We start from the raw sequence: 15,223 nt of genomic DNA, 5'->3' as shown, positions 1-15,223 counted from the left end.
CCCGGCCGCTCCATCGAACAGGAAGCCTCCCGGTACGGGTACCGGGAGAATCGATTCACAGGTTGTAGTGGCGACCTATCATTGGAACGGTCGCCGCAGCCCCGTATACCGAGTTCCAGGACTGCCAGCCAAAATTGATGCCGATCAGTCCGCCATGGATCTGGTTGGGGATTTGTGGCTCCAGCCTGCCGCTGGCCGAAGAACCCATGACATTCCCCTGGTTCCAGGCGACCAGGCCGCCCAGCAGACCCGAGCCTCCGACCTTGCCGGAAGCGGAAGCGCCGCTGATGGTGGCGGTGCTGAAGCCCACCAGCCCGCCAATATAGCTATCGTAGCCCGCCGTCACATCGCCGCCGGCCGAGGCCCCCAGGATGAGAGCCTGCCAGCCCTCCAGGGAGCCGACCAGTCCGCCGGCCCTGATCCCGGCGCCTCCGCTCACCGCACCGCTGGCCTTGGCGGAGCGGATCGAGGTGTTTTCACCGCGGCCGACCAACCCTCCCAGGTTGTGGCCGGTCTTGTCGTTCACGATTCCATGACTGCTGGCGAGCATCAGCGAACCTCGCAGGTCACTGCCGATCAACCCGCCGATGGCCCTGGAACCACTGGCGCTGACGTTGCCCGAAGCCGAGACGTTCGTCAGCGAGGCGGCATCGTTATAGCCGACGAGTCCGCCGACGCGACTGCCCTTGCCCCCGGTGACATTGCCGGATGCCGCCAGGGTGCTGTGGTTGCCGCCCCGGTTGTGGCCGATCAGCCCTCCCACGTCACTGTTCGCCCCTGCGTTTACCCACCCGGAGGCCTTCAGGTTGGAATGATTGCCGCCGAGGTTGGACCCTATCAGGCCACCCAGGGTTTTGCCGCTGCCGTCGGTGACTTCGCCACTGGCGGAGCCGTTGATGACGGAGCCGTACAGGTTTTCTCCGAGCAGACCGCCAACCGCTTCTGCTCCGCGGGTAGCGACATTGCCCTTGGCGGAGGCATTGACCAGCGAGGCATTGGCGTTGAGACCGATCAGGCCGCCGGCCTGGAGCAGCGACCCACCACTCAGGTTGCCGCTGGCACTGACGTTGGCCAGATTGCCTGCCTGGTTGTGGCCGATCAGGCCTCCCAGGTAGCGACCGTCTTGCAGGCTGACATCGCCATGGGCGCTGGCGTTGTTGATGGCCGCGTTCAGGTTCCGGCCGATCAGCCCGCCCAGTGCTTCCGCGTCTGTGCCCCGGACCTTGCCGCTGGCCGTGGCGTGGGCGATACCACTGTTTACGTTGAGGCCGATGAGCCCTCCGTACAGGCCGTGCTGTCCGTTGCCTGAGACGTCGACGGAGGCGGATACGTCCGCCAGTCCGCCGGCGGAGCTGTATCCGACCAGTCCTCCCAGGTTCATTCCGTGACCGCTCAGCGACAGCGTTCCCTGACTGCCGCTGCTGCGGATGAGGCCGCCGCGGTTCCTGCCTACCAGGCCCCCCGCGCCGTAGTGGCTGGCATGGTCCTTCAACTGGCCGGAGATGGCAAAATCGGCCCGGCTGTTGGAGATGCTGGCCACGCCCCTGGCTGTGCTGATGTTTTCGGCTGCGAGTCCGCCCAGAGCATAGGTGTGGCGGTTGCCGACCAGCGTGCCGCTGGCGCTGGCGTTGTCGATACTGCCCAGGTTCAGTGCGACCAGCCCGCCGAGGCTGTTCAGCTTCGAGGCCGCGGCGATACGGATGTCGCTGGCGTTCACATTGTCGATGCGACCGAGGTTGACGGCGGCCAGGCTACCGACCTGGACGTTGTAGTGGGTGGCCTGTGCTCCATCGGCGGAAATGCGTTCCAGGTTCAGGTTGCGGAGGGTGCCCCGGTTGACGCTGAACAGGCCGGAGTAGGCGCCGGTGCCGTAGACGGCGAGATTATCGATGGTGTTGCCCAGGCCGTCGAAGGTACCGCCGAAGGCGCTCGCGTTGCCTATCGACAGGAAGCTGGAGTTGCCGCCTGCGATTCGATTGCCGAGGACATAGCTGCCGCCCAGGTCCCTATCGATGCCGCGCAACTGCTGCAGGTCCTGGATCACGCTGTAGTCCCGCCCATTGGCGCGGAATCCTGCGTTCTTGCCGGACAGGGTGATCCGGGTGCCTTCGGCCAGGGCATAACCCTTGTCCGAATTGAATTCGACCCGGGCTCCCTGGCCAGTGAGAGAGAGGCTGTCGTCGATACGGAGAGGGCGCTGCCCGGCATTGAGAGTAAGGCTGGCGTTTTCCCCCTGGGCCGTCAGCGCGCCATTGATCCTGAGGTCCCCGCGCTCGGCTGTTAGCGTCAGGCCGTTGCCGCTGTCCCAGGACAGCGGCGCGCCGACATGCGCGTTGCCCCGGGTGGCGACCACTTCGACGTTGCTTGTGGAAAGGTTGCGGGCCAGGGTATCGGCATGCAACGTCGGGCCTTTTCCCGCGCTGCTTGGATTCGCCAGGCCGGAACCGACATTCTCGTTGCTCCGGGCCTGAACGGTACGTGACCTGACGTTGGTGGCGGAGTTGCCGAAGACCTTGTTACCGCCGGTCTGGACCTGCACGACATGCACATTGCCGGCGTCGGCGGCGATATCGGGTAGCGTCTGGACCTGGACGATGCTGGAGCCATTGGCGCCTGGGCTCAGGTTGGGGAGAGTCTGGGTCTGGACGACATCGATTCCGCTGACGCCGGGGCCGATGTTGGCACCGCTCTGGCTCTGCACGATTGTGACGCCATTGACGCCCGAGCCGATGCTGGGGCCGCTCTGGCTCTGCACGACGCTGATGCCACTCGCGCCTGAACCGATATTTGCGCCATTCTGGCTTTGCACAACGGTGATGCCACTTGCGCCAGAACCGATATTGGCACCGTTCTGGCTCTGCACGACAGTCACGCCATTGACGCCCGAGCCGATATTGGGGCTGTTCTGGCTCTGCACGACGCTGATGCCACTCGCGCCGGCGCCGATATTGGCGCCATTCTGGCTTTGCACGACGCTGATGCCATTGGCGCCCGAGCCGATGTTGGCGCCGCTCTGGCTCTGCACTGCGGAGGTACCGTTGGCGCCGGCGGCGAGGTCGACGGCCGGCTGCTGCTGAACGATGGTCACGCCGTTGCTATCGGACGCATTGGCCCCGGCTGGGCCCTGCGCTACATGGACCTGGCCGGAACCATCACCGGCAGCGTTTGCCTGGCCGACAGCGGCTACGCTGACCTCGTGCGAGAGAATCCTCCAGGTGCCGGTTGCGCCCTGGTCGGCATGGGTGTCCACCTGCGCGGTTCGCTGTATCTCGACGTTCGCGCCCTGGTTCAGCACCAGGCCGCCATTGCCTCCGCCGATGGCGCTGGCGTCCTGCTTGCCGGCCACCCGCACGGTCCCCTGTTCGCCGCCGTCGAGGACGATGCGTCCTTCCGCGCTGCGTAGCGTCCTGGCCTCGAGAGTGCCCTGGTTGTTGACGACGGTCTTGAGCAGGCTGTCGGCGCTGCGGGCGCTCATCAGCACCTGGCCGCCATCGGCGCGGATGAGGCCGCCGTTGTGTGCGAGAGCGTCGACCGAGCCCTTGTCCACCTGCAGGTTGAGCAGGCCGTCGCCGTCGAAATTGAGGTTGATGCCCTGGCCTGCGCCCAGGGCCACGTCGCCGAGTTGCGCCTGGATCACGCCGTCGTTGCTGACCCGGGCGCCCAGCAGGGCGATGCTGCCGCCTTCGCTGGCTTGCAGGCTGCCGGCATTGCTTACGGTTGCGCCGGAGTCGCCGGAGAACTGGTAGTTGCCGGCGAGGAAGTCCCTGTCGGCCAGGTCCAGGGTGGAAGCCACCAGGCCGCCTACATTGACCTGGGCGGACTTGCCGAAGACCACGCCGTTGGGATTGACCAGGAAGACCTTGCCGTTGGCATCTATCCGCCCCTGGATATCGCTGCCGTTGCGGCCGATCACCCGGTTCAGGGCGACGGCGTCCTGGCCCGGCTGGTGGAAGCTGACCCGCTCATCGGCACGGACGCTGAACTCGTTCCAATTGGTGATCAGCTTGTGGCTCTGCTGGTCGATGACCATATGCCGGCCATCGGTGGATGTCTGGAATCCGGCATCGCCTGAAACGACCGTGGCGCCGCTGGGCAGGGCGAAGGCGGGGGCCTGGCAGAACAGGCCGAGCAGTGACGCTCCGGCGACTACGAGCGCCTTGCCGCGTCCGCTCTTGCTGCGCCGACGGGTACCTTCGCTTGCGACGTTCCAACAGCCTGTGGCCTGGTTCCAGACCAGCGTATAGCTCTTGTTCATGGCTTTTCCTTTCAGTGGGGCCCGCCGGCATGGCGGGCGGGAGCTTGCTCAGAAGTAGCGGGTCGCTTGCAACCACAGCCGGGGAGTGCGCTCGGGCTCGATGTTGTTTTCCTGGCTCAGGGGCCAGGCGGCGGTCAGGCTGACCTGGTGATCCGTTCCGTACCAGGTTGCGCCGCTGCCGACGGCGGCCATGCGGTTGCGATTGCCTTCCGTGGTGTTGGGGTGCTTGAGGAATTTCACCGCGCCCTGGTCGACGAACGAACTCAGCTGCCAGCCCGGAGCCAGGCTGTAGCGCAGCTCCGCACTGGCTTGCCAGCCTTCGTCGCCGTAGCCCTTGTAGCTGCCCAGGGGGAACGCCCGAACGCCGTAGGGGCCGCCCATGTCGAACTGTTCCGCGCTGTCGAGGTTGCCGCCGCTCCACTGGGCGTTGAGTTGGGCGAACAACTGCAGGCGGTCGCCCAGGTGCTGCAGGCGTACGGCGTTGAGCATGATCTTGTCGAAGCTGCCGGCGGTACCGATGGTGTAGCGGTCCAGCAGCCGCTCTTCGCCGGAGTCGATGGCGAGCTGGCCGTGGGCATAGGCCAGCGAGAAGCCGCTCTGTCCACCGCCGAACAAGCGGTCCTGGGCGTTTCCGCTGATGCTGGCGGTCCACAGGCGGATCTCCTTGCGGCTATGCCTCCCGGTACGCTCCTGGTCATCGCGAAGTCGCTTGTTTTCATATTGCAACTGGGTGGACAGGCTTAAGCTGCGGCTACGCAGCAGGGGCTGGCTGACGAACAGACTGTCGGTAATGGCCCGGCCATGGGCGTCCAGGCGCGAGAAATCGCGTACCAGTCGATAGGTCGTCTCGGCGTGGGCCAGTCCGATGCGCGTGCCTCGGGAACCAAGGGGCAGTTGATAGGCTGCACGGTAGTAGCGTTGGTGCCGGTCGCTGCCCAGCAGGCTCAGTCTCGCCTGGTCGCCCAGTCGCAGCGGGCTGTTGAAGTCGAGGGTGGTTCCCAGGCGATATTCCCCCATGTAGCGGCCGCCATAGTTGTCTGCCTCCAGCCTGCCGCCGACCAGCGGGCCGGGGCGGGCCTCGACGCGCAAGTCCGTGGTTCCCTGCGCCTGGCCCGGCAGCAGGGTGCCTTTGGCCTGGAGGCCGGGAATGTCGCTCAGGAGCAGAAGCGCACGCTCCAGCTCCGAGCCCTGGACCGCGGTATCTCGTTCGAGTGCGCTCAAGGGGCGGAGTAGAACGCGGTCCAGCGTTCGGGACGTGTTGTGCAGTTCGATCCTGCCGTAGCGTCCCTCGAGCACTTCGATGCGTACCGTTCCATCCTGGATTTCCTGTGCCGGGAGGAAGGCGCGCGCCAGCACATATCCCTTTTCCTGATAGAAATCGCCGATGCGGGCGGCGGCGGCGTGCAATTGGCTCAGATTGAGTTCCTGGCCCGGCAGGTCGTGCAGGAGCGCCAGCAGGCATCGATCGTCGAACTGCCTGTTGCCGCTGAGTTGGAAGCGCTTGACCAGCACCGTCGGGCCGCCCTCTTCGGCAGCCCGTGATACGCCGTCCTCGGGGCTGGGGCGCTCGGCGTCCAGTTCCACCGGCGCGGGCAGGTTCAGGCGTCGGCTTTCCACGTCACGCAGCGCCTGCCCCGCATCCGGGGCGGCATTGGCAAGGCAGGACGACAACATGGCCATTCCCATGAGGCCCGTACGGAGCAGCGGTCCGGCCCTGAGGGATGGAACAATCGAAGTGGAACTGCCGGAAGGTTTTGGAGAGGGAGGTGGGAAAGAAAGGCTAGCCTGGTTACGCGGAAAAGCTGGATGCATGGTCAATCGGCCCGGAGCGCGGTTCTTGCAGAGAAAAGAAGCCGATATCCGCAGGCATGTGCAGAACGATCGGTTTCAAGGCGGAGAATCGAGTGGGCGATAGCCTGAGGCGAGGCTGAAACGGCGACAATCGTAGTTTTCTGGCTTTGGCCGGTAGAACTTCTTGGTTTTCGTAGGGGACTGGGAGGACTGCTGTAGGAAAAACTCCGGTGATAATGGGCTCGGCAGCGGAAGCGGCGGAAACAGTGGGGCGGAAGTAGCGGCTGAGCGCGATTCCGTATCGCGACCGTGGCGGTCATGATCAAAGGGCCTGTCCGACTATCGCCCGCCGTTCGGTCTGGCGGCTGGAGCATGGGCAGGACGCAGCGCTAGAATGCCGTTCTCGGTTTAAGGGCCCTCTCAGGCTGAGCATCAACGGAGTGTGTCTTTCGGTTCTTTTTCGTGGCGTTCACCCATGACCGGCACCAAGCCCACAACGCCCGTAGCCCGCTATTTCCACCAAGAGGCGCAACGGCGCGGCTATGTGCTGGACGCAGCCCAGGGCAATGCCATTCTTCATCTCGATCGATTGGCGGAGCGCTTGCGTCGAGGTCCGTCGCTATTCCGGCAAGCGCCGCGCAGCCTCTACCTGTGGGGGCCGGTCGGGCGCGGCAAGAGCTGGCTGATGGATGGCTTCTTTCGCAGCGCCGATTTGCAGGGCCTGCGCCGGACGCATTTCCATGCGTTCTTTCGCCGGCTTCATGACGGTATGTTCCGCCGCCAGGGGCGGCCCGATGCCCTGGGCGGTGCGCTCGACGAACTGCTAGGAGACTGCCGGCTGCTTTGCTTCGACGAATTCCATGTCCACGACATTGGCGACGCGATGCTGATAACACGCCTGTTCAGGGAGCTGTTCCGCAGGAAGATCACCCTGGTCTGCACCTCCAACTACGCGCCGCGGCAACTGCTGCCCAATCCGCTCTACCACGAACGCTTCCTGCCGGCGATCCGGTTGATCGAGACGCGCATGGAAGTGCTGGAAGTAGCCGGCGCCCGGGACTACCGGACGATTTCGCCGCGGCAGGAGATCGCTTCCGGTTATGCCAGCGGCGGGTATTGCTGGCCAGCCTCATGCGCTTGCCTGGACGAGCTGGGCTTGTCCGCGCCCGAGCCCTCGCAACGCGTGACCCTGCAAAGCGGCGCGAGGACGTTGCAGGCGCGCGCGGTGTGCGGCGACCTGGTGTGGTTCGCCTTCGCCGACCTTTGCGAGGCGCCAACCGCGGTGATGGACTACCTTGCCCTCGGCGAACGCTTCTCTACCTGGGTGCTGGAGGGCGTACCGCCGATGGCGCGCTGTTCGGTCGCCGCCCAGCAGCGCTTCATCAATCTCGTCGACGTCCTTTACGACAATGACCGGCGTTTTTTCCTGAGTGCCGAAAAGGCGCTGCCGGACCTGGTCGAGGGCAGCGACCTGCCTGCGGACATGCAGCGTACCGCCAGTCGGCTGGCGCAGTTGCGCCAGCTTCGCTGTTGAAGGAACGCCCCGCGCCGACGGCAAACGGGGCGTAATGGCTCAGTGCAGCTTGAGGCGTGGCTCGGTGCTGCGCAGGCGGCCGCTAAGCATCAGCATCGCGGTGCGCAGCGGACCGTACAACGCCATCTGGTGCATGCGGTATAGCGATACGTAGAACATCCGCGCCAGCCAGCCTTCGAGCATGACGCTACCCATCAGATTGCCCATCAGGTTGCCGACCGCGCTGAAGCGCGACAGCGAGATCAGCGAACCGTAGTCGCGGTAGTGATATTCGCCCAGCGGCTTGCCTTCGAGACGGGCACGCAGCGATTTCACCAGCAGCGAGGCCTGCTGGTGCGCGGCCTGGGCGCGTGGCGGCACGTTGCGCGGTTGCTCTCCCGGTTGCGCCGGCTGGGGACAGGCGGCGCAGTCGCCGAAGGCGAAGATGTCGTCGTCGCGGGTGGTCTGCAGGGTCGGGCGGACCACCAGTTGGTTGATACGGTTGCTTTCCAGGCCGTCGAGTTCCTTGAGGAAGGCCGGAGCCCGGATGCCCGCCGCCCACACCTTGAGCGTCGCCGGGACGAATTCGCCGTCGCCGGTCCAGAGGCCGTCCGCATCTACCTTGCTCACCGCGGAGCCTGTCATCACCCGTACGCCGAGCTTGCTCAGGGTCTGGTGTACCGGCTGGCTGATACGCTCGGGCAGCGCCGGCAGCACCCGCGGGCCGGCTTCGACCAGGCTGATGTGCAGGTCTTCCGGGCGGATCCGGTCGAGCCCGTAGGCGGCCAGCATCTGCGCGGCGTGGTGCAGTTCCGCAGCCAGTTCGACGCCGGTGGCGCCGGCGCCGATGATGGCGATACTCACTGCGTTGTTGTTCGCGTCGTGCCCGGTATGCGCACGCAGGTACTGGCCGAGTAGTTGTCGGTGGAAGCGTTCGGCCTGGGCGCGGGTATCGAGGAAAATGCAATGTTCCGCAGCGCCCTCGGTGCCGAAGTCGTTGGTGGTGCTGCCGACAGCGATCACCAGGGTGTCGTAGGCGATGTCGCGCTCGGGAACCAGTTCAACGCCATTCTCGTCCACCAGTGCGGCCAGGCGGACCCGCTTGCCGGCGCGATCCAGGCCCTGCATGCGGCCGAGCTGGAATTCGAAGTGGTTCCACTTCGCCTGGGCGACGTAGTTCAGCTCGTCCTCGGAGGAATTGAGCGAGCCGGCAGCGACTTCGTGCAGCAGGGGTTTCCAGATGTGGGTGAGGTTGGCGTCGACCAGGGTGACCTGGGCCTTGCCGCGTTTACCCAGGGTGCGGCCGAGACGGGTGGCGAGCTCCAGCCCGCCGGCGCCGCCGCCGACGATCACGATGCGATGGGACATGTGGATATCTCATAGTGGGAATTCCGTGAGGCGGTCGTCGGGAGCGTGGCTCGACCGGACGACTCAGGCCAGGTAGCTGAGGAGGCGGCTGAGCAGGCCCAGGCCGATGACCACGGCGAGCAGGACGAACATCAGGAACCACGGGCGGAACGGCGCACGCTCGACCTGGTGCAGCGGCGAGGCGAGGTACTGCTCGACCTTCTGCTGGTCTTCGGGGCTCAGTCGGCTGGACATGGCAGGCCTCCGTTTTCGATGTCGGTCATTCTAGACAGACAGGGGGCTCGATCACCAGCGGATCGTCGAGGCGGATCACTCCGCTGCCGATCACCCGCGCGGTGATGCCGCCCTGTTCGCGCACGCTCTTCAGTGTGCGGTGGTCGATGTGCTTTTCCAGGCGTCCGCAGGGTTGGTACCAGCCAGTGGTTTCCAGCAGCGCGCCGCCGAGGCGGAAGCGACGGTCCTTCAGGCTGAGCAGGTTGATGCCGGCGACGGCGATGTTGCGGCGCATCTCGTTGGGCAACAGCGGCCTGCCCAGCAGGGTACCGAGGGCCTCGATATGTTCCCATTGCACCAGGGTGACCTGGCGCGGCGGGTGCGGGTGGTCGCCCGTCAGTCCCAGGCCGCGCCGTGCCTCCACCGCCTCCAGTTCCTGGATCGGCGCGCGGCTGCCGGAGCGCACGCCGATCCACTTCACCCGCCCTTCGCTCACAGGCCTACCCCGGCGTCGAACAGGATGCTGCGGCCGAGGTTGGCGCGCAGGAATTCGGGGGCGCCGGAGTGAGCGAAGAGCACCCGGGCAAAGGTCGGACCGACCATCGACAGCGAGCGCCAGCCTTGGCGCAGGTATTCGGTGGGCGGCGGGAAGGGCGTATTGAAATCGGGCACCGCGCGCTTCAGGTTGACGAAGGCCAGCAGGTCCAGTTCGCCGTGGTCGATGCCGCGCTCGCTATAGTTGTGCGCCTTCTTGCGCAGGGTTGGCGCCAGCCGTGCCTGCAGCTCGGCGGCGGCGATCCGTTGTGGCCGCTCTTCGCGGCGGATCAGTTGGCGCAGGCTGACGGCCTGGCGGCGACGGGTCAGTTCCTCGCGCCACTCCTCGTTCAGCCGGCGACCTTCATCGAGGACGAAGAACACCTCGAAGCCGGCACCCTTGAACAGGACGTCCGGCGGCTGTTCCCCGGGGGCGGCGAAATCCTCCTGGCGATAGGGCACGTTGAGGGCCTCGAGGAAGCGCTGGCAGACCCAGCGCTCGCGGTCCCATTTACGTGCGTTGGAGAGGAAGTCGTTGGCTTGTTCGGCCTGACGGGTGAGCAGGCGCAGATAATCCGCTTCGTTCATGGGCTCAGCTTAGTCTGCCGGCGGGCCCGCTTTCCAGCCCACAGGCGCTCCGGCCGCGACAATCCGTCCCGGAGCGCGCCAGCGGCGAGGCTCGGTGTACACTGCCGTTCCCCTTGGGCCGGAGCCGTTCCGATGCAACTTCGCAGCGTCATCGCCGCCGATCACCCGGCACTCTTCGCGCTGTGGTCGCGAACGCCGGGTATTCGCCTCCGTGCGGAGGACGCCTATCCCTTCTTCCTCGCCTACCTTCAACGCAACCCCGGGCTGAGCCTGCTGGTCGAAACCGAAGGGGAGGTGATCGCCTGCCTGATGGCCGGGCATGACGGTCGCCGTGGTTACCTCCAGCACCTGGTGGTCGATCCCGGTTATCGAGGCCTGGGGCTGGCGCGGCAGATGCTCGACGAGGTGTTGGCGCGTCTGGCGAGGGAGGGGATCGGCAAATCCCATGTCTTCGTCCTGGATGCCGCCGAGGAGGCACAGGCATTCTGGCGAGCCCAGTCGGGCTGGGAGCGGCGCAAGGACATCCAGGTATTTTCCACTCGGGAGGGACACGCGTGAAACGATTGCATTGGGTTCTGCTGGGCATGCTGCTGCCCGGCCTGGCGCTGGCCGTGGAGAAGGGCTCCACCCTGGAGCCCTGGACGTTGCAGGACCAGTTCGAAAAGGCGCACTCGCTGGACGACTCCACCCGGGTCCTGCTGGTGGCGCGGGACATGGACGGCTCGAAGCTGGTCAAGGCGGCGCTGGCGGAACGCCCAAAGGGCTACCTGGAGGCGCGCCACGCGCTGTTCCTGGCGGACATCAGCCGCATGCCGGCGCTGATTTCCCGGCTTTTCGCGGTGCCGGCCATGCGTGACTACAGTTATCCGGTGCTGCTCGATCGCGACGCGGCCATCGCTTCTCGCTATGCCTCGGACGAGGGCAAGGTGCTCTGGGTCAGGCTGGAGCAGCGCCGCGTGTTGGAAACCCGCCAGTTGGATTCGCCGGTGGCCCTGCGCATCGCCCTGGAACAACTGCAGCCGTGATCGCTGCCGAGTTGCTGTCGGCGGAAAGCCTGGAACTGGGCTGGGCCATCTATGCGCCGGTGCTGCTGCTCGCCGCCTGGCGCGCGCCCTGGGTCGAGCTGGTCAGCGATACCCGCCGCCAGCACCTGGTGTTCGGTACCATGCTCGGGCTGTTCCTGCTCTGGCTGGTGCGCCGGGACTTCGAATCGGGGCTGTCCTTCCATTTCATCGGCATGACCGCCGTCACCTTGCTGCTCGACTGGCCGCTGGCGATCGTGGTGGGGTTGGTGGCGCAACTGGGCTTGTGCCTGCTCGGCCGCCAGGATTGGCTGGCGATCGGCGTCAACGGCGTGCTGCTGGTGGCGATCCCCGCGCTGATCGCGGAGCTGGCGGCGTTGTTCGTGGAAAAGCGCCAGCCGCGCAACCTGTTCGTCTACATCTTCTGCTGCGGTTTCTTCCCGGCGGCCCTCACCGCGGTGGTGGTCCTGCTGCTCGGCCTTGGCGTGGTCTGGATCGACGGCCTTTTCCCGATGCCGCCCTGGCTGGAGGACTTCGCCGGTTACCTGTGGCTGATCATGTTCCCCGAGGCCTTCATCAACGGCACGGTGATCACCGGCCTGGTGGTCTACTACCCGGAGTGGCTGGAAACCTTCAATCGCACGCGCTACCTGCAGGCGCCCTGGAAGGACGAAGAGCGCAAGCCCTGATGACCAGTCATTCGCCAGGTTCATGGCGGGCGGCGGCTGACTTGCGTCAGTGTTTCGGACGAAGCCGGCCGCGATCCTGCCGTTTTCCCAGGTGAGGAGCGGAACATGGGTGTCCATGAATGGGCCCGAGAGGGCCTGCGAGAGTTGCTGTCGAAGAGCGACGAGGCGGACCGGGCAATGCGCCTGCGCGCGTTGCTCAGCGCAATCGTCGAACTGAACCGGGCGGAGCGCGATGCTGGCGACCTGGCCAGCGAACTGCAGTTTCTTGCGGAGAATCTCGACGACCAGCGCGACTACGCTTTCATGCGCCCCTGAAGGAACGGGCCAGCCGGATTGGCTGGCCCGTTGCGTTCAATGCTCGCGAGGCGGCAGGTCGGCGGAGAAGATGTCGTCTTCCAGGGTGTCGCCGGGGATCGCATGTTCCTCGGCGGCCCAGGCGCCGAGATCGATCAGCTTGCAGCGGTCGGAGCAGAAGGGGCGGTACTTGTTGTCGCTTTTCCATTCGACGGGCGCGCCGCAGGTCGGGCACTCCACGGTCAGGGGCTGGCTCATGCTCGGCCTCCTCGCAAGGTCAGGTAGAAGGCGTGCAGTCGTTCGACTTCACGCTGCAGGTGGGACAGGTCGCCGTCGTTGACCAGCACGTCGTCGGCGTGCTTCAAGCGCTCGTCGCGCCGGGCCTGGGCCTGGAGGATCGAGCGCACCTGCTCCTCGGAGACCTTGTCGCGAAGCATGGTGCGCTGTAGTTGCAGATGTTCCGGGGTATCCACCACCAGCACGCGGTGGGTCATCTGGCGCTGGCCGGACTCCACCAGCAGCGGCGAGACCAGGATGGCATAGGGCGATTCGGCCCTGGCCAGGTACTGGACGATCTCCGCGCCGATCAGCGGGTGCAGCAATTGCTCCAGCCAGCGCCGTTCCTCCGGCGCCTGGAAGATCCGCTCGCGCAAGGCGGCGCGGTCGAGCTGGCCATCGGGCAGGAGGATGCCGTCGCCGAAGCGTTCGACGATCTTCGCCAGGGCCGGACGCCCCGGCTCCACCACCCAGCGGGCGGCATGGTCGGCGTCCACCAGGTGGACGCCGAGGGAAATGAAATGCTCGGCGGCTGCGCTCTTGCCGCTGCCGATACCGCCCGTGAGGCCTAGTATCCAGGGTTGGGTCATTTGAATCCGGCGAATTGCAGATAGGTCCGGGTTATTTGATCACCCCAGAGCAAAGCAATCCACCCGGCAATCGCCAGATAGGGACCGAAAGGGATCGGCGTGCCGCTTTCGGCGTTGCGCAGGCGCAGCATGATCACCCCGAGGATCGCCCCGACCAGCGACGACAGCAGGATGGTCAGCGGCAGGATCTGCCAGCCGCCCCAGGCACCGAGCATGGCCAGCAGCTTGAAGTCGCCGTAGCCCATGCCCTCCTTGCCGGTCACCAGCTTGAACAGCCAGAACACCGACCACAGGCTCAGGTAGCCGAACACCGCGCCGAACAGCGCATCGTCGAGGCTGGCGAAGAGGCCGAAATGGTTGGCGATCAGGCCCAGCCAGAGCAGCGGCAGCACCAGCACGTCCGGCAGCAGTTGGTGAGCGGCATCGATCAGGCTCATCGCCAGCAGACCCCAGGTCAGCAGGAGCATCGCGCCCGCCTGCCAGGTGAAGCCGAAATGCCAGGCGACGTAGCCGGAAAGTAGCGCGGTGGCCAGTTCCACCAGGGGGTAGCGTTTGCCGATGGCGGCCTTGCAGGACGAACACTTGCCGCCCAGCGCCAGGTAGCTGGCCAGCGGGATGTTTTCCCAGGGGCGGATCTCGTGGCCGCAGCGCGGGCACGCCGAATTCGGCAGCACCAGGTTGTAGGTCGCCTGCTTGGGTTCCGGCTCCAGCCCGAGCGCTTCGCGGGCCTCGGCCTTCCAGTTGCGCTCCATCATCTTCGGCAGGCGATGCACGACGACGTTGAGGAAGCTGCCGACCAGCAGGCCAAGGAGGATAGCGCACAAGACAAAGGCCAGCGGATGGCTGGCCAGGTAGTCGAGGAGGGTCATTTAGACGACGTTGCCCAGCTGGAAGATCGGCAGGTACATGGCGATGATCAGGCCACCGACCAGGACCCCGAGGACCGCCATGATCATCGGTTCCATCAGGGCGGTCAGGTTGTCCACGGCATTATCCACTTCCTGCTCGTAGAAGCCAGCGACCTTGGCCAGCATGTCGTCCAGCGCGCCCGACTCCTCGCCGATGGCGGTCATCTGGATGGCCATGCTGGGGAAGATGTTGGTGGTGCGCATGGAGAAGTTCAGCTGCATGCCGGTGGACACGTCCTGCTTGATCTTGCCCACCGCGTCCCTGAACACCACGTTGCCGGTGGCGCCGGAAACCGAGTCGAGGGCTTCCACCAATGGCACGCCGGCGGCGAAGGTGGTCGACAGCGTCCGCGCGTAGCGTGCCACGGCGGATTTGTAGAGGATGGCGCCGACGATAGGCAGCTTCAGTACCGTGCGGTCGGTGGCGTCGCGGAACTTCTCCGAACGCTTGTAGGCGTGGTTCAGCAGGAAGCCGGCGCCGCCCATCATCAGTAGTACCAGGAGCCACCATTCCTGGAGCACGTTGGAGATATTGATGACCATTTGGGTGAAGGCCGGCAGTTCGGCGCCGAAGCCCTCGAACACCGACTGGAACTGCGGCACCACCTTGATCAGTAGGATCGCCGAAACGATGATGGCGACGACGATCACCGCGATCGGGTAGGTCATGGCCTTCTTGATCTTGGCCTTCAGCGCCTCGGTCTTTTCCTTGTAGGTGGCGACCCGGTCGAGCAGGGTTTCCAGGGCGCCGGATTGTTCGCCGGCGTCCACCAGGTTGCAGTAGAGCGAGTCGAAGTACTGCGGCTTCTTGCGCAGCGAGTTGGCCAGGCTGTTGCCGCCGGCAACTTCCTGCTTGATCTCCTCCACCAGCTTGCGCATGTTCGGATTGTCGAAGCCTTCGCTGATGATGTCGAACGACTGCAGCAGCGGCACGCCGGCGGCCATCATGGTGGACATCTGGCGGGTGAACAGGGCGATGTCCATAGGCTTGATCTTCTTCCCCGCCCCCAGCAGGGAGATGCCTTTCTTGCGGACCTTGACCGGCGTGATGCCCTGCTTGCGCAGTTGCGCCTTGACCAGGGTCGGGTTCTGGCTGGACAGCTCGCCCTTGACCTTGGTGCCTTTCTTGTCAGTGCCTTCCCATACGAAGACACTGGTCTTTAACGCTTTGTCCGCCATGGA

At 65.5% G+C, this 15,223-nt stretch carries 15 protein-coding genes; 5 read left to right on the top strand and 10 right to left on the bottom strand.

The genetic code is table 11. The features are described 5' to 3' along the window. Nucleotides 1-55: 55 nt before the first annotated feature. A complete protein-coding gene (gene tpsA4, locus AC1RB9_RS23625; RefSeq protein WP_003455748.1) occupies nt 56-4,255 on the bottom strand; it encodes a two-partner secretion system exoprotein TpsA4 in 4,200 nt (1,399 codons plus the stop codon). 48 nt (nt 4,256-4,303) lie between these two features. Beyond that, nucleotides 4,304-5,941 (bottom strand): ShlB/FhaC/HecB family hemolysin secretion/activation protein, encoded by a 1,638-nt coding sequence (locus tag AC1RB9_RS23620; protein WP_025324684.1) that lies wholly within the window; start codon nt 5,939-5,941, stop codon nt 4,304-4,306. Between the two features lie 547 nt (nt 5,942-6,488). Here AC1RB9_RS23620 and zapE point away from each other — a divergent pair. Beyond that, entirely contained in the window at nt 6,489-7,580 is a 1,092-nt protein-coding gene (gene zapE / locus AC1RB9_RS23615) for a cell division protein ZapE (RefSeq protein WP_049284759.1), read from the top strand. A 39-nt stretch (nt 7,581-7,619) separates the two neighbouring features. Here zapE and AC1RB9_RS23610 read toward each other — a convergent pair whose 3' ends face one another. The 4 genes from AC1RB9_RS23610 to AC1RB9_RS23595 form a co-directional block, all read right to left on the bottom strand. Then, the gene (locus AC1RB9_RS23610) at nt 7,620-8,927 is read right to left on the bottom strand and encodes an NAD(P)/FAD-dependent oxidoreductase (RefSeq protein WP_003112837.1); all 1,308 of its coding nucleotides are present in this window, start codon (nt 8,925-8,927) and stop codon (nt 7,620-7,622) included. 63 nt (nt 8,928-8,990) lie between these two features. After that, nucleotides 8,991-9,161: a DUF3094 family protein gene (locus AC1RB9_RS23605; RefSeq protein WP_003094672.1), complete on the bottom strand. Its 171-nt coding sequence runs from the start codon at nt 9,159-9,161 to the stop codon at nt 8,991-8,993. Nucleotides 9,162-9,186: 25 nt separating this feature from the next. Beyond that, nucleotides 9,187-9,636 (bottom strand): MOSC domain-containing protein, encoded by a 450-nt coding sequence (locus AC1RB9_RS23600; RefSeq protein ID WP_003094670.1) that lies wholly within the window; start codon nt 9,634-9,636, stop codon nt 9,187-9,189. Further along, the gene (locus AC1RB9_RS23595) at nt 9,633-10,262 is read right to left on the bottom strand and encodes a DUF1780 domain-containing protein (protein WP_003094668.1); all 630 of its coding nucleotides are present in this window, start codon (nt 10,260-10,262) and stop codon (nt 9,633-9,635) included. The genes AC1RB9_RS23600 and AC1RB9_RS23595 overlap by 4 nt, the downstream gene beginning before the upstream one ends. A gap of 132 nt (nt 10,263-10,394) precedes the next feature. Between AC1RB9_RS23595 and AC1RB9_RS23590 the strand changes: the two genes are divergently transcribed. The 4 genes from AC1RB9_RS23590 (at nt 10,395) to AC1RB9_RS23575 (ending at nt 12,288) form a co-directional block, all read left to right on the top strand. Next, nucleotides 10,395-10,820: a GNAT family N-acetyltransferase gene (locus AC1RB9_RS23590; protein WP_003116252.1), complete on the top strand. Its 426-nt coding sequence runs from the start codon at nt 10,395-10,397 to the stop codon at nt 10,818-10,820. Continuing rightward, nucleotides 10,817-11,287: a hypothetical protein gene (locus AC1RB9_RS23585; RefSeq protein WP_003094664.1), complete on the top strand. Its 471-nt coding sequence runs from the start codon at nt 10,817-10,819 to the stop codon at nt 11,285-11,287. Before AC1RB9_RS23590 ends, AC1RB9_RS23585 begins: the two co-directional genes overlap by 4 nt. Next, the gene (locus AC1RB9_RS23580) at nt 11,284-11,973 is read left to right on the top strand and encodes an energy-coupling factor ABC transporter permease (protein ID WP_003103868.1); all 690 of its coding nucleotides are present in this window, start codon (nt 11,284-11,286) and stop codon (nt 11,971-11,973) included. The genes AC1RB9_RS23585 and AC1RB9_RS23580 overlap by 4 nt, the downstream gene beginning before the upstream one ends. 105 nt (nt 11,974-12,078) lie before the next feature. Then, the gene (locus AC1RB9_RS23575; protein ID WP_003094660.1) at nt 12,079-12,288 is read left to right on the top strand and encodes a hypothetical protein; all 210 of its coding nucleotides are present in this window, start codon (nt 12,079-12,081) and stop codon (nt 12,286-12,288) included. Nucleotides 12,289-12,324: 36 nt separating this feature from the next. Here AC1RB9_RS23575 and yacG read toward each other — a convergent pair whose 3' ends face one another. Genes yacG through AC1RB9_RS23555 form a run of 4 tightly spaced genes read right to left on the bottom strand, consistent with a single transcriptional unit; the run spans nt 12,325 to nt 15,220 of the window. Beyond that, nucleotides 12,325-12,525, bottom strand: coding sequence for a DNA gyrase inhibitor YacG (gene yacG, locus AC1RB9_RS23570; protein WP_003094656.1), 201 nt, complete (start codon nt 12,523-12,525; stop codon nt 12,325-12,327). Continuing rightward, nucleotides 12,522-13,133 (bottom strand): dephospho-CoA kinase, encoded by a 612-nt coding sequence (gene coaE / locus AC1RB9_RS23565; RefSeq protein ID WP_003112838.1) that lies wholly within the window; start codon nt 13,131-13,133, stop codon nt 12,522-12,524. The genes yacG and coaE overlap by 4 nt, the downstream gene beginning before the upstream one ends. Further along, a complete protein-coding gene (gene pilD / locus AC1RB9_RS23560; protein ID WP_003455739.1) occupies nt 13,130-14,002 on the bottom strand; it encodes a type IV prepilin peptidase/methyltransferase PilD in 873 nt (290 codons plus the stop codon). The genes coaE and pilD overlap by 4 nt, the downstream gene beginning before the upstream one ends. Beyond that, the gene (locus tag AC1RB9_RS23555; protein WP_003161763.1) at nt 14,003-15,220 is read right to left on the bottom strand and encodes a type II secretion system F family protein; all 1,218 of its coding nucleotides are present in this window, start codon (nt 15,218-15,220) and stop codon (nt 14,003-14,005) included. Nucleotides 15,221-15,223: the final 3 nt, after the last annotated feature.

The sequence above is a fragment of the Pseudomonas sp. 20-5 genome (assembly GCF_056782835.1).
Note: the sequence above shows the minus strand (reverse complement) of the source record. Positions and strands in the feature narration are given on the sequence as shown.